Below are 23,293 nucleotides of genomic sequence, written 5' to 3'. Positions count from 1 at the left end.
TTTTTTGTCGACTACGGCCGCGCGGCTGACCGGCCTGCGTCACGCGCGGCATTCGCGTTTTGCGCCGAGCGGCGGCGCGCATTCAACTTCTTCAGCCAGATCAGCAGCCCTGTCGCGCTCAGCACGGCGACCGCGAGGCCGACTGCGCTAATCAGAACCCGTCCGCCAAGACCGAGGATGCGCCCCGAGTGCAGCGGGTATTGGACCTGCAAGAAGATGTCGCCGGCCGTGCCCTTGCCGGGAATCTGCGTGCTGAGTTGCTTGCCGGTGGCCGCGTCCCAATACATCCACGGATTGCCGAGGCCGATATCGCCGTGATCGTTGCCGGTCGCGTAAAAGCCGACGCCGTACGCATGCATGAATTCCGCGTAGTAGATGCCGCCCGGCCCGACGCCGAGATTCCGTGCTTTGCCGGCCTGCTCGGCTAATTGCACGATGCGCTCGCGGGGGAGCACGGCGTCGCCGGGTTGCGGGGCGCGGCGGATTTCAGGGTTGTTGAGCGGATCGGGGGTGAGCGTCGAGAACATCGACACGATTGGGCGCACCACCGGCGCTGCAAGATTCATCGATACCGATGTCAGCGCAACGATCATCAGCAGGCCCCAGATCCACACGCCGCCGGAGCGGTGCAGATCGAAAGTGAGCGCGTAGCCGCCGCGCCCGAAGCGGAACGCGAACGACTTGCGCCAGACCTTGGCGCTCGGAAACGACAGCCATAGCGCGATCAGGCTGTCGAACAGCCAGACGATGCCGACGATCCCCATCAGCCACGTACCGATATCGACGCCGCCCGTAAAAGGCAGTTGCAGCGTGTAGTGGAGCTTGTAGATGAACGGGATCAGATTGAGCCGCGCGAGCGAGACGGCGCCCCATTCGCGGCGTCCCTGGATCTCGCCGGTGGCGGGGTCGACGGCAATCTGATTGAAGTCGAGCGGGTAGGGCTGGTGCGTGGCTGGGTCGATACACGGCAACACCATCATTTGCAGCGTGTGGCCCGGTTCGGCCGCCAGCGGCAGATACGTCACCTGCAAACGCGGATCGGCGGCTTCCACGCGGCGCGCCAGTTCCAGCCCCGACAGCGCCGGTCCTGCGGTGCGCGCCTTGAAGAACGACGGGTTCAGCGCCGCATCGAGTTCATGGTCCCACGCGATGACCGCGCCGGTGAGGCCGGCGACGAACAGAAACAGTGCAGTGGCGACACCGAACCAGCGATGCAGGCGGACGAACTGCCGCCTCATGGGCAAACCGGCGGAACGGAGCGGAAATTCGAATGAGGGGTCACGACACAGGTTTTGTGTAAATGGGAATTGTTCGCATCTTAAGGAATCATGCCACGGACTGCAAGTTTGTCGTAAGTTCACGGCGACATTCGGCGCGCTGTATCAGGCGCGTCATTCGAGCGGTATTACCGGCGCGAGCTCGACGGCGCAATATCCGGGCACGGTCTTGCCGCATACGATGCGTGGCGGCCCCGGCGACCTTTCCGGTCCCGACCAGCATCTGGACACGAGTCGATTGTCCAGGGCGTGGGGTTTGGCGGAGACGTCTGACGCCGGGCGATCCGCGCGCGTTGTCGCTGAATGCGCGCATCGACTTCTGAGCATGAAAAAAAGCGGCACCGAAGTGCCGCTTTTTCGTTGCCGTGCCTCTGCTTTAGGGGCGTTGGCCGCCGCCTCAAACCAGCCGCAGGTAAATCAACTCCCGCTTGATATACGCATAGAAGATCGGCGCCGCCACCACGCCCGGAAGGCCGAACGCCGCTTCCATGATGAGCATGGCGATCAGCAATTCCCAGGCGCGCGCCTCGATCTGTCCGCCGACAATGCGCGCGTTCAGGAAGTATTCGAGCTTGTGGATCAGGATCAGGAACACGAGCGACATGACCGCCGCGGGAAAGCTCACCGAGAGCGCCACCGCGACGATGATCGTGTTCGAGATCAGATTGCCGATCACCGGGAGCAGGCCGACGATGAACGTGACCAGCACCAGCGTCTTCGACAACGGCAGCGTGTCGTGGAAGATCGGCAGGACCACCAGCAGGAAGATGCCGGTAAAGACCGCATTGATCGCGGAAATTTTCACCTGAGCGAACACGATGCGGCGGAACGCATCGGCGAAACGGGTCACGCGCGTAATGAAGGCCGTGGAGAGCGGCAGACGCTGGATATGCTTTTGCGCGCCGACCGCGATGATCGCCCCGATGATCATGCCGATCAGGATATGCGTGAACGCGCGCGCCGCGGTCTTGCCGCTTTGCTGCAGCATGTTGGCATGCGTCTGCATCAGCTCCGCCGCCTTGGTCTTCATCTGCTCGGTATCGACCGGCAGAGAGTTGGCGATGAATTGCGGAATCCGGCCGCGCGCCTGGTCGATCAACTGCATGGCCTGGTCGAGCAGCTTCTGCACGCTCGGCACGTCGTTTTCGAAATGCTCGATGATGCCGAGTGTGAGCCCCGTCAGCGCGCCCACGATCACCGTGGACAGAATCACGACCGCGAGCCAGCGAGCCCGCTTGCTCGACATATGACGCTCGATGCGCGGCGCGATGGTGTGTACCAGCTGGAACACCAGCAGCCCGGCGAGCAACGCGCCGAGCAGCCGAAGTTCGATGACCGCCCACATGCCGAACAGCATCACAACATAACTGCCGATTTCGACTGCCGACAGCTTCGGCAGGCTCATGTCGCTAGTCAGCCTGACCGGGCGTGGGCGTAGGTCCTGCACTTGCCCGTCGTCGCGCGCCTGATTCCGCTTGGCCATGGCTTATTCCGTCCCCAACCCGAGTTGTGCAGCGTTACTTTTTACTGGCCGCGCGTTTCAGCAAAGGCGCCAGATATTTACCGGTAAAACTTGCCTTCGACTTCGCAACCTGCTCCGGCGTGCCTTGGGCGATGATTTGCCCGCCGCCCGCCCCGCCTTCAGGGCCGAGGTCGATGACCCAGTCCGCGGTTTTTATTACATCGAGATTATGCTCGATGATCACGACAGTATTACCCTGGTCCCGTAAACGATGAATCACTCCGAGCAACAGCGCGATGTCATGAAAGTGCAATCCGGTGGTCGGTTCATCGAGTATGTATAGCGTGCGACCGGTATCACGCTTGCTCAGTTCCAAAGATAGTTTGACGCGCTGTGCTTCCCCGCCCGACAGGGTAGTGGCCGACTGGCCCAGGCGGATATAGCCCAAACCTACGTCCAGCAGGGTTTTCAGCTTGCGCGCGACGACCGGCACGGGCTTGAAGAACTCGTAGGCATTCTCCACCGTCATGTCGAGGACTTCGCTGATGTTCTTGCCTTTGTACTGAACGTCCAGCGTTTCGCGGTTGTAGCGCTTGCCGTGGCAGACGTCGCACGGCACGTACACGTCCGGCAAAAAGTGCATCTCGACCTTCAGCACGCCGTCGCCCTGGCAGGATTCGCAGCGGCCGCCCTTCACGTTGAACGAGAAGCGGCCCGCTTCGTAGCCGCGTTCTTTCGCCGCAGGCACGCCCGCGAACAGTTCGCGGATCGGCGTGAAGAGACCCGTGTAGGTGGCCGGATTCGAACGCGGTGTGCGGCCGATCGGCGACTGGTCGACGTTGATCACCTTGTCGAAGTGCTCGAGGCCCTCGATCGATTCATACGGCGCCGGCTCCGTGGCCGAGCCATACAGGTGATGCGCGACTGCGTGGTACAGCGTGTCGTTGATCAGCGTGGACTTGCCCGAACCGGACACGCCGGTCACGCAGGTCAGCAAGCCGACCGGCAGATCGAGCGAGACGTGCTGCAGATTGTTGCCGTACGCCTCGACGATGCGTAGACGCCGCTCGTCCGGCTCCTTGCGTTCGTCCGGGAATTCGATGTTGCGCGCGCCGGACATGTACTGCCCGGTCATCGACGCCGCGTTCGCCTGCACCTGTTTAGGCGTGCCTTCGGCGATCACCATGCCGCCGTGTTCGCCCGCGCCCGGCCCCATGTCGACCACGTAGTCGGCCATGCGGATCATGTCTTCGTCGTGTTCGACGACGATCACCGAATTACCCAGGTCGCGCAGATGCTTGAGCGTGGCGATCAGCCGGTCGTTATCACGCTGATGCAAGCCGATGGACGGTTCGTCCAGCACGTACATCACGCCGGTCAACCCCGAGCCGATCTGCGAGGCGAGGCGAATGCGCTGCGCCTCGCCGCCGGACAGCGTTTCCGCACTGCGTTCGAGCGACAGATAGTCGAGCCCGACGTTGTTCAGGAACATGAGCCGCGCGACGATTTCCTTGACCACCTTGTCGGCGATCTCGCGCTTCGAGCCTTCCAGGCGCAGCGTCTGGAAATAGCCGAGCGCGTCGCGCAGCGGCCAGCCGCTGATTTCGAAGATGCCGCGCGCATCGCCGTCCGCGCCGATTCGCACGAAGCGCGCTTCGCGGCGCAGCCGCGTGCCGGCGCAGGCAGGGCAGGGCTGGTTGTTCTGATACTTGGCGAGCTCTTCGCGCACCGCGACCGAGTCGGTCTCGCGGTAACGCCGTTCCAGATTCGGGATGATCCCTTCGAACACATGCTCGCGCACCGAGGTGCGGCCGCGTTCGTTGATGTACGAGAACGGGATCTCCTGCTTGCCCGAACCGAACAGCAGAATCTTGCGGACCTTCTCCGGCAAGTCTTCGACGGCGGTGTCGATGTCGAACTCGTAGAACGCCGCGAGGCTCTGCAGCATCTGGAAGTAGAACTGGTTGCGCCGGTCCCAACCCTTCACCGCGCCCGCCGCGAGCGACAGCGACGGATGCGCGACCACCCGCTTCGGATCGAAGAACGTGATCTGGCCGAGGCCGTCGCATTCCGGGCACGCGCCCATCGGATTGTTGAACGAGAAAAGGCGCGGCTCCAGTTCCTGCAGCGAGTACGAGCAGATCGGGCAGGCGAACTTGGAGCTGAACAGATGCTCTTTGTCGGTGTCCATTTCGAGCGCGATCGCGCGGCCGTCGGCGAGACGCAGTGCCGTTTCGAACGATTCGGCGAGACGCTGCTTCATGTCGGGGCGCACTTTCAGGCGGTCCACGACCACGTCGATGGTGTGCTTGTCGTTCTTCTTCAGCTTCGGCAGCGAGTCGACTTCGTAGATTTTCGCGACGCCTTCATTGGCGGTGCCGCCGCCCGAGCGCACGCGGAAACGGATAAAGCCCTGCGCCTGCATTTCCTCGAACAGTTCGACGTGCTCGCCCTTGCGGTTGGCCACCACCGGCGCGAGGATCATCAGCCTGGTTTCTTCCGGCAGCGCGAGCGCCGCGTCGACCATCTGCGAGACGCTTTGCGCTTCCAGCGGAATTTCGTGGTCCGGACAGTAAGGCGTGCCGACCCGTGCGAACAGCAGACGCAGATAGTCGTGAATCTCGGTGACGGTGCCGACCGTGGAGCGCGGATTGTGCGAGGTCGCCTTCTGTTCGATCGAGATGGCCGGCGACAGCCCTTCGATCAGATCGACGTCGGGCTTCTCCATCAGTTGCAGGAACTGGCGTGCATAGGCGGAGAGACTTTCGACGTAGCGCCGTTGTCCTTCCGCATAGAGCGTGTCGAACGCCAGCGACGATTTTCCCGAGCCTGAAAGGCCCGTGATGACGACGAGCTTGTGACGGGGTAGGTCGAGGTTGACGTTCTTCAGGTTGTGGGTGCGAGCCCCACGAATACGGATTTGTTCCACGGATTTATTCCATGAACTGGCGGAAAGAGGAAGAGGCTAAACCTGCTACTATAACGACTTTTCAAGACCGCCGTTACGGCTTCCTGACAGCCTGAAGAGGTGTCGAAGCGAGCTGTAAGGCAGCGGCCCAGCGCTGCGGACAAGAGGTCTAACTGGGGCCGTTTTCCGCGAGTACAAGGCAACCGCGAGGCAACCCCGAGGCAACCGCGAGGCGCCGGCGGAAGGTGCGAAGGCTGCGGGCTCGATCCTCGTGCCGCCTGCTGGCCCGCCGTCCTGCGGCAAGCCGCGCGGTCATGGCCGCCTTGCCGCTGTGTCCGCCCGCGGTGTGCCACCCAGCTCATTCACAGAACGTTCCCGATGTCCAATCCGTCCGCCACTTCCTCACGCATGAGCGCGCCTGAACTGCGCGCGACCGTGTCGCTTGCCGCGATCTTCGCGCTGCGCATGCTGGGTCTCTTCATGATCATGCCGGTGTTCTCGATCTACGCGAAGACCATCCCCGGCGGCGACAACGTGCTGCTGGTGGGGATCGCGCTCGGCGCTTACGGCGTGACGCAGTCCATGCTGTACATCTTCTACGGCTGGGTCTCCGACAAGGTCGGCCGCAAACCGGTCATTGCGACCGGCCTGCTGATCTTCGCGCTCGGTAGCTTCGTGGCGGCGGGCGCGCACGACATGACGTGGATCATCGTCGGCCGGGTGATTCAGGGCATGGGCGCGGTGTCCTCCGCGGTGATCGCGTTCATCGCCGACCTGACCGCCGAGGAAAATCGCACCAAGGCCATGGCCATGGTGGGCGGCAGTATTGGCGTGTCGTTCGCGGTGGCGATTGTCGGCGCGCCGATCGTGTTCCAGTGGGTCGGCATGAGCGGCCTGTTTACGCTGGTCGGCATCTTCTCGATTCTGGCGATCGGCGTGGTGGTGTGGATCGTGCCGGATGCGCCGAAACCGGTGCATGTGCGCGCACCATTCGCCGAAGTGCTGCACAACGTCGAGTTGCTGCGTCTGAATTTCGGCGTGCTCGTGCTGCACGCGACGCAAACCGCGCTGTTCCTCGTCGTGCCGCGCATTCTCGAAGCCGGCGGCCTGCCGGTCGCCTCCCACTGGAAAGTGTATTTGCCGGTCATGGGCCTGTCGTTCGTGATGATGGTGCCGGCGATCATCGCCGCCGAAAAGCGCGGAAAAATGAAAATCGTGCTGCTGTCGGCGATCGCTCTTATCCTGATCGGACAGTTGTTATTGGGCGTCGCTCCGCATACGATTCTGAGTGTGGCGGCGATCCTTTTTGTGTACTTTCTCGGCTTCAATATTCTTGAAGCTTCGCAGCCTTCGCTGGTGTCGAAACTGGCGCCCGGAACCCGCAAGGGCGCGGCCGCCGGCGTGTACAACACCACCCAGTCCATCGGTCTTGCGCTGGGTGGCGTGGTCGGCGGCTGGTTGCTGAAGGCGGATGGTCAGAGCGCCGTCTTCTTCACTTGTTCGGGGCTCGTCTTTTGCTGGCTTATAATCGCCGCAAAGATGAAACAGCCGCCGCGCAAAGCGTAATACGGCGCATCCCGAACTTACCCAGAACTCACCCGGCGGCGGGCAGAGGCGCAGTTCCGGTCTCGGGCCTGCCGGCCCTGAAACGCGAACCGTGTATTGCCGCGCCGCCCGTAACGGAATCAACAGGAGAAACTCATGGCATCCGTGAACAAGGTCATTCTCGTCGGCAATCTCGGAGCCGATCCGGAAGTCCGTTATCTTCCGAGCGGCGACGCAGTGGCGAACATCCGCCTTGCAACGACGGATCGGTACAAGGACAAGGCGTCCGGCGAAATGAAAGAAGCGACCGAATGGCACCGCGTCTCGTTCTTCGGCCGCCTCGCGGAAATCGTGTCCGAATATCTGAAGAAGGGCTCGTCGGTGTACCTGGAAGGGCGCATCCGTACCCGTAAGTGGCAGGCGCAAGACGGCACCGACCGTTACTCGACGGAAATCGTCGCCGAGCAGATGCAAATGCTGGGTGGCCGCGGCGGCTCGATGGGCGGCGGCGGTGACGAAGGCGGTTATAGCCGCGGTGAGCCGTCGGAGCGAAGCGGCGGCGGTGGTGGTGGCCGTGCGGTGTCGGGTGGTGGTGCGCGTGGCGGCAGCGGTGGTGGCGGCGGCGCGAGCCGTCCGAGCGCGCCGGCTGGTGGCGGATTTGACGAGATGGATGACGATATTCCGTTTTAACCACCCGTAATCAGAAAGTGTAAAGATCAACCCCGCCTTTTGGTGGGGTTTTTTTGTTCTTGGCTCTGGCAGGCAGCGCGCACGAACACTGGCATGGCACGCTGATTCATAAAAAAACGCGCAAGCGATCGAAATCGCGGCTACATTTTTTAGACGCCACCGTGATGCATTTTGTCCGTGGAATCGATAGCCCCGCGTGACAGCGCGGATTCCCTTTCATCTTCCGAGGGGGCATTTGACATGTCGGATGATGCCGCAGATGTCCTGATCGTCGGCGCCGGCCCGGTCGGTCTATTGCTCGCTACGGAGTTGCGACGCGACGGCGTCGAGGTGCGCCTCGTCGACCGTATGTCCACCAGGATCTTCTATTGCAAGGCGCTCGGCATTACGCCGCGCACCATCGAGATATTCGAAGACATCGGCATCGCCCGGCGCGCGATTGAGTCCGGAATATGGCTGACCGGCGTTCAAACCTGGCAGGACGGCGTCATGGTCCCGGCACGCAGCATGAACATGCCGACGGCAGGGCTGCCCTACGGCTCGTTGTCGCTCGCGCAGTTCGAAACGGAACGTCTTCTCGAGGCCGCACTCGCCGCGCATGGCGGACGGGTCGAATACGGCGTCGAGTTGACCGCCTTCGAAGAGCGCGAGGGCGCGGTCCATGCGCAACTCACGGATTCCGACGGGCAGACGCACACCCTGCGTTGCCGTTGGCTCGTGGGCTGCGATGGCGCGCACAGCAAGGTTCGCTCGACGCTCGGTTTTGCGTTCGAAGGCGGACAATACCCGCAAACATTTGCGCTCGCCGATCTCGACGTCGAGTGGGATCTGCCCCGGGGGCCGATGTATCGCTTCGAATGGAGTGCTGAGGGCCGCCCGAAAACGGCGCTCGCGGCAGTGCCGGTTCGCGGCTCGGACCGACGCTATCGGCTTTCGGTCGTCGTGCCCGAAGACAAGGCCGCGTTCGCCGATAACCCCTCACCCGATTTCGATACGATGTGCGCGCTGCTGCTGCCGGCCTTGCCCGATGACACGCGCCTCTCGTCGATGCGCTGGTCGTCGGTCTACCGTGTCAGCCATCGCATCGTGCCCGCGTATGCGCAGGGCAGTGTCTTCATTGCTGGCGACGCGGCGCATATTCATCCGCCGGTGGGCGGGCAGGGTATGAATACGGGCTTGCAGGATGCGCACAATCTGGCGTGGAAGCTGTCGCTCGCGGCGAAAGGCCTCGCACAGCCTGAATTGCTCGAGAGCTATTCGGCGGAACGGCATCCCGTCGGAGTCGACGTCGTTCAGTCGACCAGCGCGGCGCTCAATGCGGTGTTCGCTCGCGAGGCGGTGACACCGGCTATGCGCGAAACCCAGTTGCTCGTCACCTATCGCGGCAGCCAAATCGTCGTCGACGAGTGTCCCGGGATGGACGCGGCGTCGCCCGCGCCCGGCGACCGGGTTCCCGAAGTGGGGGGCTTCCAGCAGACCTACGTCGGCCACGCGCAGCGCCTGCATGACCACGTCGGCCGCGGCCGACATGTCTTGCTCGGCTATATCGATTCACCCGCTGCGCAATACGACGCGTTTGTCGAGGGCTGCTCCGCGCTCGCTGCCCTGCCTGACGAGTTCGCGTCCGCGGCGCTGATCGTGGCGCCGGGATGCGATGTGCCCCGCAACGAGCGGATCACCGTGCTGACGGATGCGGCACATGAATTCGCGACGGCGTTTCGCGCCCCGAGCGGCACGGTGTGGGGCGTGCGGCCCGACGCGCATCTCGGCTGGCGTGCGAGCCATTGTTCGAAAGACGCGTTGAAGGGGTGGTTGCGGCGGTCGATACGGATCGACTGACGTGATTCGGGGCGGCGTGCGATAGTCGGGCGCCGGTCTGGGACACCCCTAGGGATAAACCTAGGCACCACGCCAGGCATGCCTCAGCGCCCCATTTCCCACCCTTCAGCCTTATCTTCCTCAATGTCGCCTTGACATTCACTCCTTCCCCGACAATACTCAGTCCATAGTTTGTACGGACAAAGTAACAAACGCAGATAAAGTCACTCGAAACAGGAGACAGGCATGGAATCAGACCTCGCAGTCAAACACCGCATACGCGCCAATTACGGGCGCTACCTCGAAGATTTCCAGGTCGGCGATATCTACGAACACCGCCCCGGGCGCACTATTACGGAAGCCGACAACATCCACTTCTCGCTGCTGACGATGAATTTCCATCCGATGCATTGCGATGCCGCCTACGCCGCCAAGAGCGAATTCGGCCGCCTGCTGGTCAATAGCGGTCTGACGGTTGCCGTGGTGCTGGGACTCTCGGTGAACGACGTCAGCGGCAAGGCGATCGCCAACCTCGGCTGGAAAGAAATCCGTTTGACCGGTCCGGTGTTTTGCGGCGACACGATTTATGCGGAATCCGAAGTGCTCGAGAAGCGCGAATCGAAGTCGCGTCCGGGGCAGGGCATCGTCACCGTGCAAACTCGCGCGTTCAAGCAGGACGGCACACCGATCATGGACTTCGTGCGCAGCGCGCTCGTGCCGGCGCGCGGCCACGGCGTCGGCGATTGATCGACGCGTTGCCCCGCGTCAATCGCCGCATGAGCGAACTGAACGCTCGGGCAGTCTGAGAACGACCAGCAGCACATTGCGCGCATCTGCCGGCAAGAGCAGCCCGCGCGCGGATTCCGGCGGCGCCCGAACAGGCGCCACGAAGCGGCAAGCGTCAATGCGGCCGCATGCACACCAAGGAGACAAAGGTGGCTATCGGTATCGTCAACTCGGGCGCGCGACTCGATCGCCTGCCCATCGCGTCCTTTCACTGGAAGGTTCTCGGCCTCATCAGCGCGGGCGCCTTTCTCGACGCCTTCGACATCTATCTCGCCGCCGGTGCGCTCGGCGCGATGGTGAAAGCGGGCTTCTCCGATCTGAAACTGAACGCGCTATTCATTTCGGTGACGTTCTTCGGCATGCTGATCGGCGCAGGCCTGGCCGGTTATCTCGGCGACCGCTTCGGGCGCCGCTCGTCGTATCAGACCAATCTGCTGATCTTCGGCATCGCGTCGATCGCCGCGTGCTTCGTGCCGAACATGATGTGGCTGATCGTGCTCCGGTTGATCATGGGCATCGGCCTCGGCGCCGAACTCGTGGTGGCGGCGGGCACGTTGTGCGAATTCATCCCCCCGGCATCACGCGGACGCTGGACCGCGTTGCTCGCGCTCATTATCAATTCCGGATTGCTGGTGTCGACGGCGGTGGGCTACGTCGTGATCCCGCTGCTGGGTTGGCGCTATATGTTCGGGATTGCCGGCGTCGGCGCGATCATCGTGTGGGTGCTGCGGCACCGTATGCCGGAGTCGCCGCGCTGGCTCGAATCAGTGGGCCGCAGCGACGAAGCCGAGGCGACCGTTTCGGCCATCGAAAACGAGGTGCAGCGACAGAAAGGCCCGTTGCCGCCGGTCGAGCGCACCGAAAGTCTCGAAGTGCCGAAAGCACCGTTCTCCGCTCTGTTCTCGCACGCCATGCTCGGCCGAACGCTGGTCGCCATTCTCACGGCGGTCGCGGTGAATATTTCGGTGTACGGCTTTGTTGCGTGGTTGCCGACCTTCTTCGTGAAGGAAGGTCTCACCATCGTGCAATCGCTCGGCTTCACGACGCTCATGGCGTTCGGCGCACCCGGCGGCGCGTTGATCGGCTTTCTCTGCGCGGATCGTGTGGGCCGCGCGCGTGGTCTGGTGATCTTCGCGATCGCCACGATCGTGGTCGGCTTCATCTATCCGAACATGCATGCGGGTTGGGCGATCAGCAGTGTGGGCTTCGTGCTGGTCACCTGTATCTACACGGTCACCACGCTCGGCTTGTTCGCCTACATCCCTGAACTCTTTCCGACCGAACTGCGTCTGCGCGGTACCGGCACGGCGGGCGTCTGCGGCCGCGCTGCTTCGATGACCACGCCGTATCTCGCGGTGGTGCTCTACAACTCGTTCGGTGTGTCCGGCGTGCTGGCCATGGTGAGTAGCGTGCTCGGGCTGTTGGTGCTCGGCATTCTGCTGCTGCGTGTCGAAACCAATCAGCACGCGCTTGAGCGGATCTCGCCGAGCCTCGACACCGATTCCGATCCGATACCCGCTACCCAGCAAGGTTAATCCTCCATGACTTCACTCGATACCTCTGTCACGCTGTCCGATCAGTACGCGCGCTTCGGTCTGGGCCTGCAATTGCGCGACGTGCCGCGTGCGGTGCAGACGCGCGCCAAGCATCTGATTCTCGACGCCGTTGGCATTGCATTCGCGTCACGTGGTTATCCGTATGCGGATGTTGCGCTCGCCGCCTTCTCCGAACTCGGCAACGGCGCTTCGCCAGTGATCGGCTACGGCCGGCGTCTTGGCCTGCGCGACGCCGCGACGATGAACGGCGTGCTGATTCACGGTCTCGACTTCGACGACACGCATTCGCGCGGCGTCATTCACTCGACCACCAGCGCGTTGCCCTGCGTGCTCGCACTCGCCGATCACGACGGCGCAAGCGGTGCCGATCTGTTGACCGCGTATATCGTCGCAATGGAAGTGTCGACGCGCGTAGCGTCGGCGGCCAAGGGCGGATTCCACGACGCCGGTTTTCATCCGACGGGCCTGGTGGGCGCGTTCGGCTGCGCGGTTGCCGCAGCGCGTCTGCTGCAACTGGACGAGGCTCGCGTGGCGCATGCGCAAGGCATCGTGCTTTCAATGGCGGCCGGCAGCCTCGAATTTCTCGAAGACGGCGCGTGGACCAAGCGCGCTCATCCGGGTTTCGCGGCTGCCTCGGCGATCACCGCCGCGACGCTCGCCAAACACGGCTTCACGGGTCCACGTTTGGCCTACGAAGGACGCTTCGGGCTCTACGCGAGCCACCTCGGCAAACCACTCGACGCGGCCGACCGCGAACTCGCCACCGAAGGCCTGGGCAGTTCATGGCAGATCGACGAAGTGGCGATCAAGCCGCTGCCCGCGTGTCACTTCACGCATGCAGTCGCCGACGCGGCGATCGCGTTGCATCGTGAGCATCGCTTCTCGGCAGACAAGCTCGACTCGATCAAACGCGTGGTCGCGAAAGTGCCGCGCGGCACGGTGGAAATCGTCTGCGAACCGGTCGAGGCGAAGCGCAAGCCGGTCACCGCCTACGACGCGCAATTCAGCGTGCCGTACATCGTCGCCACGGCGTTGCTCAAAGGCCGCTTCACGCTCGACGAACTCGAACCGGCCGCGCTCGCCGATCCAGCGGTTTTGGCGCTCGCCAAAAAAGTCGATTACGAAATCGATCCCGACACGACCTTCCCGCGCCACTACACCGGCGAAGTCGTGGTGGAGCGCAGCGACGGTTCGCGTATCGCGCATCGCGAGGCGATCAATCGCGGTTGCGCGGACCGTCCCGTCAGCAACGACGACATCGTCGCCAAGTTCTACGCGAACGCGCAGCGCAGCATTTCCCGCAGTGCGGCCGAACAGGTCGCCCACGCCGTCTTGCAACTCGACGAACAGCCGGCCCGCGCGCTCGCCGACACGCTTGCTGGACACACCGCATCTTAAGGACGTCATCATGACCGCCACTGAACTCGACACGCTGGAAAACGATCAACTGATTCTCGACATGCTGGACCGCTTTCTCGACACCGAGGTGCGGCCCTACGTCCACAAGTTCGATCACGACGATATCTACCCGGCGGAGATCGTCGAGAAGATGAAAGAGATGGGCCTGTTCGGCTGCATCATCGATCCTGAGTATGGCGGGCTGGGCCTGTCAACACGGACCTACGCGCAGATCATCGCGCGCATCTCGCGGGTCTGGATGTCGGTGAGCGGCATCATCAATTCGCATCTGATTCTCGCGATGCTGGTGCAACGCAACGGCACGCCCGAGCAGAAGAACAAGTATCTGCCGAAGTTCGCCACCGGCGAGTGGCGCGGCGGCATCGGCCTGACCGAGCCCGATTGCGGCACGGATCTGCAGGCGATACGCACGACCGCCAAACGCGCCGGCGACGAATACATCGTGAACGGCAACAAGACGTGGATCACCAACAGCAAGCACGGCAATACGCTGGCGCTGCTGGTAAAGACGGATACGACGGCAGAGCCGCGGCATCGTGGGATGAGTTTGTTGCTGGTGCAGAAAGGTCCAGGATTCGAAGTCAGCCGCCAACTCGAAAAGCTCGGCTACAAAGGTATCGATACCTGCGAGCTGTCGTTCAACGATTATCACGTTTCCGTGGATGCGTTGATCGGCGGCGTGGAAGGCAAGGGCCTGCAGCAGATACTCGGCGGCCTGGAACTCGGCCGTATCAATGTCGCGGCGCGCGGCGTCGGCGTCGCGCAAGCCGCGCTCGATGAATCCGTCAGCTACTCGCAGCAGCGCAAGACCTTCGGCAAGCCGATCTGCGAGCATCAGGCGATCCAGTTGAAACTCGGCGAGATGGCGACACGCGTCGAAGCGGGGCGCCTCCTTGTCGACGCCGCCGCGCAGAAGTACGACCGCGGCGAGCGTTGCGACATGGAGGCGGGCATGGCGAAATACTTCGCCACCGAAGCCGCGCTGGAAAACAGCATCGAGGCCATGCGCATTCACGGCGCGTACGGCTATTCGAAGGAGTACAACGTCGAGCGACTGTATCGCGATGCGCCGCTCCTCACCATCGGCGAAGGCACCAACGAGATGCAACGCATCATTATCGCGAAGCAGCTGATCGAAAGGAGTCCGGTATGAGTCTGCCTCTTTGCGGCGTGCGCGTCCTCGCCATCGAACAATACGGCGCCGGGCCGTTCGCGACCCAGCATCTCGCGGACCTCGGCGCGGAGATCATCAAGATCGAGCATCCGACCAATGGCGGCGACGTCGGCCGCGCGGTGGGCCCGTATTTTTTCGGCGACGGCGATAGCCACTTTTTCGAAGCGTTCAATCGCAACAAATGCAGCCTGACGCTCGATCTGAAAAAGCCCGAAGCGCGCGCGGTGCTGCTGGACCTCGTCGCGAAGAGCGATGCGGTGTTCAACAATCTGCGCGGCGATCTGCCGGCGAAGCTCGGACTCACCTATGAGCAACTTCGCGAGGCGAATCCGAAGATCGTGTGCGGGCATCTGTCCGCGTACGGTCGCACCGGCAGCCGCGCGGCATGGCCGGGCTACGACTATCTGATGCAGGCCGAGGCCGGCTATCTGTCGGTCACGGGCGAGCCCGATAGTCCGCCGGCGCGCTTCGGCTTGTCGATCATCGACCTGATGACCGGCACGACCGCGGCGATGGCGCTGCTCGCCGGTCTCGTCGATGCGAAGACATCGGGCAAGGGCCGCGACATCGACGTGAGTCTCTTCGACGTCGCGCTGCACAACCTCGCGTATGTCGCGACGTGGTATCTGAACGGCGGCGTGGTGACGGGGCGCGAGAATCGCTCGTCGCATCCGTCGCTCACGCCGAGCCAGTTGTACAAGACCCAGGACGGCTGGATTTTCCTGATGTGCAACAAGGAAAAGTTCTGGGGCGTGCTCGCCGAAGTGCTCGATAAACCGTCGTGGGTGACCGATCCGCGCTTTTGCAACTTTCAGGCGCGCCTCGCGAATCGCGAGCTGGTGCAGACCGAACTCGACGCGGTGTTATCGGGCGCGACCACGGCAACATGGCTCGAACGCTTCGGCGGCCGCGTGCCGGCGGCGCCGGTGTTCGACGTCAAGGAGGCGTTGGAGAATCCGTTCGTTGCCGAGCGCGAATGCGTGGTGAACGCCGAACATCCTCGCTTCGGCACGGTGCGTGGCGTGGCCGCGCCGGTGCGGATCGACGAGCCGCTGCCGACGCGCGCGGCGCCGGACCTCGGGCAGGACACGCAGCGTCTGCTCGACGAGCTGGGCTATGGTCCGGAAAGGATAGCTTTGCTGAGAGAGGCGGGTGTGGTGCAATAAGGCCGGGCGGGCAACCGTCCGCTCTTTCACTTTTTTGCACATCGAGATGGCCACGACAGTCCTCGGGCAACAGCCGCGCTACATGCAACTGGCACAGACGCTCCTGAACGAGATTCAGGGCGGACAGTTTCCCATCGGCACGTTGCTGCCGACCGAGTTCGAGCTCTGCGAGCAGTTCGGCGCGAGCCGCTTCACGGTGCGCCAGGCGATCAAGCAACTGGAGCAGCGCGGTCTGGTGGACCGGCGGCCCGGCATCGGCACCCGCGTGAAAGCCATACAAAGCGAGACCGCGTACCGGCAGGTGATGGAGCGCCTGAGCGACCTGCACCGCTACACGTCGGACACGGAGCTGGAGATCGAGTCGACGCAAACCGTCGAGATCGACGACGCCGAACTGCTCGAGCGGCTCAGCGCGAAGCCGGGTGAGACCTGGTTGCTGGCCGAGGGCATTCGCCGTTCACCGGACAGTGTCGAGCCGATCTGTCACACGCAGGTGTATATCCATCCGGCGTTCCGCTCGTTGACAGGCCTGAGCGGCCGTACGCATGTGCCGATCTACACGCTGATCGAAAAGCAGTTCGGCGAGCAGATCGCCGAAGTGCAGCAGGAAATCCGCGCGGTCGCGCTGCCGGCGGCGTTGGCGCAACGTTTGAACGCGAAGCCGCGTTCGCCCGCGCTGTGGTTGTGCCGCCGTTATCTGAACCGGCGTGCGCAGGTGGTCGAGCTGACTATCAGCGTGCATCCGGCGGACCGCTACAGTTATTCCGAAACATTTCAACGCGACTGGCACGCCAACTAGCAGCATCGCGGCGTGCGGTTCAGGAGAGCAGGATGGACGCACGCAGCTATCTGTTTGTACCGGGCGACCGGCCCGAGCGCTTCAGCAAGGCGCTCGACACGGGCGCCGACGCGGTGGTGATCGATCTCGAAGACGCGGTTGCGCCGGCGGCGAAGCTCGCCGCGCGCGATGGCCTGCAACGCTGGCTGTCGACTGCGGATCCCGCGCGGCTCATCGTCCGCGTCAACGCGGTGGGCACACCGTGGCATGTCGCCGATGTGGAGATGGTGCGGGCCTCCGGCATTGCCACGTTGATGCTGCCTAAGTCGGACAGCGCGCAGCAACTCGCCGACGTCGCCGCGCGGCTGCCGGCGGCGATGCGCATCGTGGCGCTCATCGAAACCGTCGCGGGTGTGGTGGCGATGCGGGAAATCGCCGCCGTGCCGTCGGTCACGCGGCTTGCGTTCGGCACCGTGGATTTTTGCGGCGATGCCGGCATTGAAGGACTCGGCGTCGAACTGAATTACGTACGCTCGCAGATGGTGATCGAATCGCGCTATGCGGGCCTCGCCGCGCCGGTCGATGGCGTGACGCTGGAGCTCGACGATCTCGCCCGCCTGACGGAGCACGTGGCCGCCGCGCGGCGCTTCGGCTTCGGCGGCAAGCTGTGCATACACCCGCGGCAGGTGGATCCGGTCAACAGTGGTTTCGCGCCCAGCGAGGACGAGCGGCGTTGGGCGGCGCGTGTTCTCGCGGCGTGTCGCGAGCATCCGGAAGGCGCGTTCGCGGTGGACGGCAAACTGGTCGACCGGCCGGTCATCGAGCGGGCGAAGAGGATTGCTGAATTCGACACGCTCACGCGGTGATGGTGCGCCGGTTCGGCCCGGCGGCAAGGCAAGCCATGCTTACCGGCGCAAATGGTCCAACGCGTCCCTCATGGGCACACTGGAGATGACAATCGGCCCCGTAAACGGCGTATCCAGGTCGACGATCACATAGATCGCGGAAGCAATCGACACCGCGCCGAGCAAAATCGTGACCAGCGCCAGCGCGTTGCGCGGCGCGATCAGGCCGAAACTCAGAAAGATCACGGCCAGCCAGAAGGTCAGTGTCTTGAGGAACGGCTGGGAAATCGAGCTGTGCGCTTCCTCGATGATCTTCCACCGCGCGTCCACCACGCGCCGGTATTGCACCAATCCGTCGTCGAGCGCGCGTTGCTGTAATGGATCGTGGGTCCGCAGTTGCCGTAACTCCCTGCCCACGGCGGTCAGCATATCGCCGAGCCGCACGTTCTCCAGTTTCTGCGAGTTGTCCTGCGATCCGATGTCTTTGGGATATTCGCCGGTGGGCGGGGTTTCGCCGGGCCACGTCGAGGCAATCGCCGCCGCCGTGTACTGGCGCAACAGGTGCCGGGCAGGATCGGTATCCGCGCCGTATTGGCGCAAGGTCGTGTCGAACTCGATCAGATCGGCTGCGTAGGCGCGCAAATCATTGGAAGCCGTGTCGAAGCTGGACTTCGCGGATGCCGTCATCAAGCCGAGTACCAGCGCGGCGAACGTCACCAGCATGCCGATCACCAGCTGGATCAACTGCACCGTTTCATGCGCCTTGTGCTCTTCAGGCAACAGCGGCCGCACCCACACGCCCACGCCGGTCGCGATCAGCAAGAGAGCGAAAATCACCACGGTCGAACCGACTTCGGACATACGCATGCTCCGTAGACGCACCCTTGCCACTTTCCATCAACCGCCGCCCGCCGAAAACCCGGGTAGTCCCGCAACGATCGGCGCGTATCACCGGCCTCATCCGCTTGAATTTTGATGTAACACAACGGCGTGGGCATCGACTATCAAGTTTTTGCTGATCGCGCCGTAGTCCTTACATGTGGCATTCGCTTAAATCAAGACAATAGTTGCGGACCTGGCCGAGTGAGCTTGGGCGCAGCGCGCGTGGCCGAGATTTTTGATGAACATCCGGTCAGGCAGCCCAACGGAGACACGCCCGATGTTGAAAAATCTGTCGATTCGCACCTGTCTGACCATGATGATCGGATTTTTCGGCATCGTGTTACTGGTCGGCGCCGCCGCCGGCCTGCTGTCGCTGCGCTCGAGCAACGCCTCGCTGCAGCAGATGTACACCGTGGACACGCCGGCAGTCGCCGACCTCGAAGGCAGCGCCGGACAGCTGTTGCGCCTGCGTCTCGCGCTGGCGACGTATGCCTCGCTCGTCGATCTCAACGATCAGGACGGCGCGAACGCCGTGCTCAAGCGTTTCGATCAGTACCAGAAAGGATCGAACGACCGTCTTGCCCACTATGTGAGCCGCGCGAGCACGGACGCCGACGAACAGCGCCTCATCAAGGACATGCAGGACAAGCGCGATACCTTCCTGCACGAAGGCGTCGATCCGGCGCTCGCCGCGCTCAAGTCCGGCGACAAGACCACCTTCCAGCAATTGCAGGCGCACAAGCTGCCGTCGCTCTACAGCGCCTATGAAAAGGCCATGCTCACGCTCGAACAGTTGCAGATCGATCACGGCGCGCAGCGCTATCAGGATGCGCAGGATCTGTTCTACGCGATCTGTATTGCGGTGGCGATCGGCATGGTCGTGTCGCTGCTCGGTTCGTTGATCGGCCGCGCGGTGCTGGTGCGCGCGATCGTCAGTCCGGTCGACGCCACCATCGCGCAGTTTCAGCGCATTGCCAATGGCGACCTGACTGGTCAGATCGTCGTGGCCAGCAATAACGAAATGGGCCGTCTCGCGGCCGCGCTGCGCAAGATGCAGGAATCGCTGATCGCGACAGTGAATTCGGTGCGGCAAGGCACGGAATCCATCGACACCGGCGTGAGCGAGATTGCCGCGGGCAATACCGATCTGTCGCAACGTACCGAAGAGCAGGCCGCGTCGCTCGAAGAAACAGCGGCGAGCATCGAACAGCTCACCTCGACGGTCAAGCAGACGGCCGACAACGCGAAGCAGGCCAGCTCGCTCGCGCAGGGTGCATCCAGTCTGGCCGCGCAAGGCGGCGATCTGACGGAGCAGGTGGTGGGCACGATGCACGGCATCGTTGACGATTCGCGGCGCATTGCCGACATTGTCGGCGTGATCGAAGGGATCGCGTTTCAGACCAATATTCTCGCGCTGAATGCGGCAGTCGAAGCCGCGCGCGCCGGCGAGCAGGGACGCGGCTTCGCGGTGGTGGCGAGCGAAGTGCGCTCGCTCGCGCAGCGCAGCGCGGCAGCGGCGAAGGAGATCAAGGGTTTGATCGACGAATCGACGGCGCGTGTGCAGGCCGGTTCGCAGCTGGTACAACGCTCGGGCTCGACGATGACCGAGATCGTCGACGCGATCGCGCGCGTGAGTTCGATCATGGGTGAAATCGCGGCGGCCGCGACCGAGCAGAGCACCGGCATCGATCAGGTCAATCTCGCGGTTGCGCAGATGGACGAGGTGACTCAGCAAAATGCGGCGCTGGTCGAAGAGGCCGCGGCGGCGGCGAGTTCGCTGGAAGAGCAGGCGCGGCGACTGACTTCCGCCGTGTCGGTGTTTCAGACCGGCAGCGGCGCAGGTTCGTCGTCCGCGCATGGCGGACGGCGCGGCGGTTCGGTCGCCGCGCCGGGAACCACGCATGCAGGCGAGTTCGCAACGGCTTGAGATCGGCGGTTGTGTTGCGAGACGGCGTGTCGAGTCGTTGGGACGAGTCGCGCGGCACGCGCAAAGCGTCCGCTACTGCATGGCCGCATAGTATTTCGCCACACTGTCGATCTCGGCGGGCGTCATCTGCCGTGCGACGTTGCGCATCTGTTCGTTGATGTCGTTGTGTCTTGCGCCGGAAGCAAAGGCGCGTAACTGCGCCGCCAGATAGATCGACGACTGTCCGCCCAGCCACGGCGCCGCGCCCTTGCGATCGAGCTGCCCGTGGCATGCCGCGCAAGGCGCGATATTGCGCTGCGGATCGCCCTGCATGGCCAGCTTCACGGCATTCGCGTCCGGTTCCACCCCGGTGGGCAGTGTCTGCGCTGCCGGTGCCCGCGGCAGCGATGCGTAATAAGCCGCCAGATCGTGCAGATCCTGGTCGCTGCGCGCGGCGATGATGGGTTGCATGATCGCGTTCTGGCGCACGCCGTTCTGGTAGTCGCGCAATTCTTTATAGATCACGTCGGCATATTGCCCGGCCAGCGCGGGCGCCGTCACCTGCACCGTGCCCAGCACGCCGTGACACATCGAGCAATTTTGCGTCGCGATCGTCGCGCCGCGGCCGATCGAATTCGCGTCGGCTCGCGCGCGCCGCAAAGGCGGCAAGACCACCACTTCGCTCGGCGCCGGCCCGGTGAGATTGGCGCCGCCGTACCAGCTCGACGGCGCGCCCGCGGCGCTGCAGATCGTCGCCCATAAGCCGCGGTCGCCGAAGGCGTTGCTCGCCGAAGGCAGCCAGATAAAGCCGATCAGTATCGACACGACGGCAATCGCAAGCGTGCCGCCCACGCTCACCGTGAACCACGGGTTGCGCAAGCTGAAGACGCGTTCCTGGTTCATCGCTGCGCTCCGACGACGACTGCCGGCACGGACGTCTGCGGCAATCTGAGCAACTGCACGATCGGCACACTGTAGTTGACGACCGTGAGGCCGATCATCAACGCCACCCACAAACCGAAGCTGTTGAGTGCGGCCGGCACGCGCTCCACCGGCTGTGCCGCGCTCGCGAAGCGGAAGCTCTGCTGCTGCACCACCGGGCCGAATTGCGACTTGGCGAGGATGTAGATGAACAGCACGCCGGACGCCACGAGGATCAATCCGCCCACCGCCGACATGCCGACCCAGAACGCCTGCGACTGCATGCCCGGCGTGTTGTAGTCGTAGTAGGCCATGCGGCGCGGCGCACCGAGCAGGCCGACGTAATGCCACGGCAGCGTCACGACCATCATGCCGATGAACCACAGCCACAGTTGCGTACGCACCAGCTTGACCGACGCGAGGGCCCGGCCGGTCAGTTGCGGCCACAGTTCATAGGCGATCGCGAAGTACATGATGACGATCGCGCCGCCGAAGATCAGATGGAAGTGGCCGGTCACCCACTGCGTGTTGTGCACGGTCGAGTTCAGCTGGTAGCTCATGTTGATCAGCCCGCCCGCTCCGCCGAGTCCGAGCATCACGAACGAGAACGCGATTACGAGCATCATCGGGTTTTGCCAGGGCAGTGCGCCTATCCAGCCGAAGGCGCCCTTGCCGCCGCGCAGTCGGCCGGCGATTTCGACGGACGCGCAGATCGTGAACACCGTCAGCAGCGTCGGCACCGACACCATGCCGGTGAAGACGGCATGCAGGAACTTGAAGCCGGAGCCGACCTGCGGATCGGCGAACAGGTGGTGAATGCCGATCGGCATCGCGAAGACGAGGAACAGGATGAACGACACGCGCGCCATCGAATCGCTATAGAGCCGTCCGCCGATCGCGCGCGGCACCAGCGTGTAGTAAGCGATATAAGCGGGAATCAGCCAGAAGTAGACGATCGCGTGCAGCGTCCACGAGAACAGGATGCGCGAGAGGCCGGCGTCGATCGTGTTGGTCAGGCCGAATGCGACCGGCAGGATCTGGAACAGGATTTCCAGCGCCGCGCCGACAGCGGTCCAGGCCCACAGATACGCGCCCGCCACGTTGGCGAACATGGCGAGCGGCACCGGCTTGCCCGGATTGGCGCGCTTCCAGATGCGCAGGTTCACATGCATCAGCGCGACCCAGATCCACGAGCCGACCACCACCAGCACCACGCCGAGGTAATAGAAGGGACTGCCGATCATCGGTGGATAGAAGGTGTAGAGCACCGAGGCCTGGCCGAGCGCCACGGGCACCATTGCCATCACCGCGCCGATTGCCAGTATGATGAAGGCGGCCCACGCCCATTTGAGACCGACGAGGCGCTGCGCGAGCGCGAGTTCGACGATCGCGTAGCCGAAACCCATCGACACCAGCGTGGGCAGCACATAAGCCATCACGGAGCCGTGCGCGGTTACCGAACGATAGTAAAGCTCGGGGTCGCCGACCCACGGCACCAGCGGGCTGCGCACCAGCATCTGCCAGGCGCCGAGCAGCAGCGCGATCAGAAACGCAATGAAGGCGAGCCAGAAATGCGCGAGAACGAGTCGCTTAGCGTGAAACACAGCTCAGCCTCCGTGATTGTCGGGCCTGCTCGAAGAAGGTGGCTTTGTCGATGACTTTCACGTGGGCCCACATGGTCTGATGCCCGAAGCCGCAGAACTCGTGGCACGGCATGGTGTGATCGGCAGGCGCGTCGAAGCGCGTGTTCAGCGTGGCGACGTAGCCGGGCACGACCATCGTGTTGATGTTGGTGTCGGTGACGAGCAGGCCGTGTACGACATCGGCGCTGGTGGTGCGGATCGTGATCGGCGTGTCGGCGGGCACCAGCAGACATTGCGGCGTGAACGAGTATTGCTGCGCGATGAAGCGCACGACCACCGAGCCGTCCGGCTCGACCGCACTGCCCAGATTGTCTTCGACGAATTCGCCGGACAGTTGCAGGCGTGATGGATCGATCGTTTCGACGCGCGAGGGCGGCATCATCGCCCAATGCAGTCCCGAATACACGATCACGACCAGCATCAGAACGATCAGCGCGACGGCGAAAATGGCCCAGCGGCGCTCGGCGCGCAAGGCGACCGCGTGGCCGCCCGATTGGTGGTTGGAATCGGTCGACAT

18 protein-coding genes are annotated in these 23,293 nt (G+C 63.4%); 11 read left to right on the top strand and 7 right to left on the bottom strand.

Features of this window, described 5'->3' with window-relative positions:
- Positions 1–11: 11 nt before the first annotated feature.
- From P0D71_RS30150 to uvrA, 3 genes are all read right to left on the bottom strand, one after another.
- The gene (locus tag P0D71_RS30150) at positions 12–1,238 is read right to left on the bottom strand and encodes a PepSY-associated TM helix domain-containing protein (RefSeq protein ID WP_408483337.1); all 1,227 of its coding nucleotides are present in this window, start codon (positions 1,236–1,238) and stop codon (positions 12–14) included.
- 436 nt (positions 1,239–1,674) lie between these two features.
- Positions 1,675–2,760 carry an AI-2E family transporter gene (locus P0D71_RS30145; RefSeq protein ID WP_091796788.1) on the bottom strand — a complete coding sequence of 362 codons (1,086 nt, stop codon included), beginning with the start codon at positions 2,758–2,760 and terminating at the stop codon, positions 1,675–1,677.
- A gap of 34 nt (positions 2,761–2,794) precedes the next feature.
- Positions 2,795–5,668 carry an excinuclease ABC subunit UvrA gene (uvrA, locus tag P0D71_RS30140; protein ID WP_408483336.1) on the bottom strand — a complete coding sequence of 958 codons (2,874 nt, stop codon included), beginning with the start codon at positions 5,666–5,668 and terminating at the stop codon, positions 2,795–2,797.
- A gap of 357 nt (positions 5,669–6,025) precedes the next feature.
- Here uvrA and P0D71_RS30135 point away from each other — a divergent pair, with 357 nt between their 5' ends.
- The 10 genes from P0D71_RS30135 (at position 6,026) to P0D71_RS30090 (ending at position 17,445) form a co-directional block, all read left to right on the top strand.
- Positions 6,026–7,213 carry an MFS transporter gene (locus P0D71_RS30135; protein WP_408185974.1) on the top strand — a complete coding sequence of 396 codons (1,188 nt, stop codon included), beginning with the start codon at positions 6,026–6,028 and terminating at the stop codon, positions 7,211–7,213.
- A 135-nt stretch (positions 7,214–7,348) separates the two neighbouring features.
- Positions 7,349–7,882 (top strand): single-stranded DNA-binding protein, encoded by a 534-nt coding sequence (locus tag P0D71_RS30130; RefSeq protein WP_091796785.1) that lies wholly within the window; start codon positions 7,349–7,351, stop codon positions 7,880–7,882.
- Positions 7,883–8,122: 240 nt separating this feature from the next.
- Complete coding sequence (locus P0D71_RS30125) at positions 8,123–9,721, top strand: FAD-dependent monooxygenase (RefSeq protein WP_408483335.1); 1,599 nt, start codon at positions 8,123–8,125, stop codon at positions 9,719–9,721.
- Positions 9,722–9,946: 225 nt separating this feature from the next.
- Positions 9,947–10,447 carry a MaoC family dehydratase gene (locus tag P0D71_RS30120; RefSeq protein ID WP_408353389.1) on the top strand — a complete coding sequence of 167 codons (501 nt, stop codon included), beginning with the start codon at positions 9,947–9,949 and terminating at the stop codon, positions 10,445–10,447.
- Positions 10,448–10,614: 167 nt separating this feature from the next.
- Positions 10,615–12,021, top strand: coding sequence for an MFS transporter (locus tag P0D71_RS30115; RefSeq protein ID WP_091796782.1), 1,407 nt, complete (start codon positions 10,615–10,617; stop codon positions 12,019–12,021).
- A 6-nt stretch (positions 12,022–12,027) separates the two neighbouring features.
- A complete protein-coding gene (locus tag P0D71_RS30110) occupies positions 12,028–13,440 on the top strand; it encodes an MmgE/PrpD family protein (protein ID WP_408483334.1) in 1,413 nt (470 codons plus the stop codon).
- A 10-nt stretch (positions 13,441–13,450) separates the two neighbouring features.
- Positions 13,451–14,614 carry an acyl-CoA dehydrogenase family protein gene (locus P0D71_RS30105; RefSeq protein WP_408483333.1) on the top strand — a complete coding sequence of 388 codons (1,164 nt, stop codon included), beginning with the start codon at positions 13,451–13,453 and terminating at the stop codon, positions 14,612–14,614.
- Positions 14,611–15,801, top strand: a complete 1,191-nt coding sequence (locus P0D71_RS30100) for a CaiB/BaiF CoA transferase family protein (protein WP_408483332.1) — start codon at positions 14,611–14,613, stop codon at positions 15,799–15,801. The genes P0D71_RS30105 and P0D71_RS30100 overlap by 4 nt, the downstream gene beginning before the upstream one ends.
- 46 nt (positions 15,802–15,847) lie before the next feature.
- Positions 15,848–16,600 (top strand): GntR family transcriptional regulator, encoded by a 753-nt coding sequence (locus tag P0D71_RS30095; RefSeq protein WP_091796778.1) that lies wholly within the window; start codon positions 15,848–15,850, stop codon positions 16,598–16,600.
- A gap of 32 nt (positions 16,601–16,632) precedes the next feature.
- Complete coding sequence (locus tag P0D71_RS30090; protein WP_408353393.1) at positions 16,633–17,445, top strand: HpcH/HpaI aldolase/citrate lyase family protein; 813 nt, start codon at positions 16,633–16,635, stop codon at positions 17,443–17,445.
- Between the two features lie 39 nt (positions 17,446–17,484).
- Here P0D71_RS30090 and P0D71_RS30085 read toward each other — a convergent pair whose 3' ends face one another.
- A complete protein-coding gene (locus tag P0D71_RS30085) occupies positions 17,485–18,285 on the bottom strand; it encodes a bestrophin-like domain (protein ID WP_408185979.1) in 801 nt (266 codons plus the stop codon).
- A gap of 298 nt (positions 18,286–18,583) precedes the next feature.
- On the opposite strand from P0D71_RS30085, the gene P0D71_RS30080 reads away from it, so the two are divergent.
- Complete coding sequence (locus tag P0D71_RS30080; RefSeq protein WP_408185980.1) at positions 18,584–20,233, top strand: methyl-accepting chemotaxis protein; 1,650 nt, start codon at positions 18,584–18,586, stop codon at positions 20,231–20,233.
- Positions 20,234–20,305: 72 nt separating this feature from the next.
- Here P0D71_RS30080 and P0D71_RS30075 read toward each other — a convergent pair whose 3' ends face one another.
- The 3 genes from P0D71_RS30075 to P0D71_RS30065 are packed head-to-tail and all read right to left on the bottom strand — an operon-like array spanning position 20,306 to position 23,293.
- A complete protein-coding gene (locus P0D71_RS30075; RefSeq protein WP_091796774.1) occupies positions 20,306–21,115 on the bottom strand; it encodes a c-type cytochrome in 810 nt (269 codons plus the stop codon).
- Positions 21,112–22,737 (bottom strand): b(o/a)3-type cytochrome-c oxidase subunit 1, encoded by a 1,626-nt coding sequence (locus P0D71_RS30070; protein WP_408483331.1) that lies wholly within the window; start codon positions 22,735–22,737, stop codon positions 21,112–21,114. The genes P0D71_RS30075 and P0D71_RS30070 overlap by 4 nt, the downstream gene beginning before the upstream one ends.
- Positions 22,724–23,293, bottom strand: a complete 570-nt coding sequence (locus tag P0D71_RS30065) for a cupredoxin domain-containing protein (RefSeq protein WP_091796772.1) — start codon at positions 23,291–23,293, stop codon at positions 22,724–22,726. Before P0D71_RS30065 ends, P0D71_RS30070 begins: the two co-directional genes overlap by 14 nt.

It is taken from the genome of Paraburkholderia sp. RL17-383-BIF-A (genome assembly GCF_046028015.1).
In the GTDB taxonomy this organism is placed as follows: domain Bacteria; phylum Pseudomonadota; class Gammaproteobacteria; order Burkholderiales; family Burkholderiaceae; genus Paraburkholderia.
Note: the sequence above shows the minus strand (reverse complement) of the source record. Positions and strands in the feature narration are given on the sequence as shown.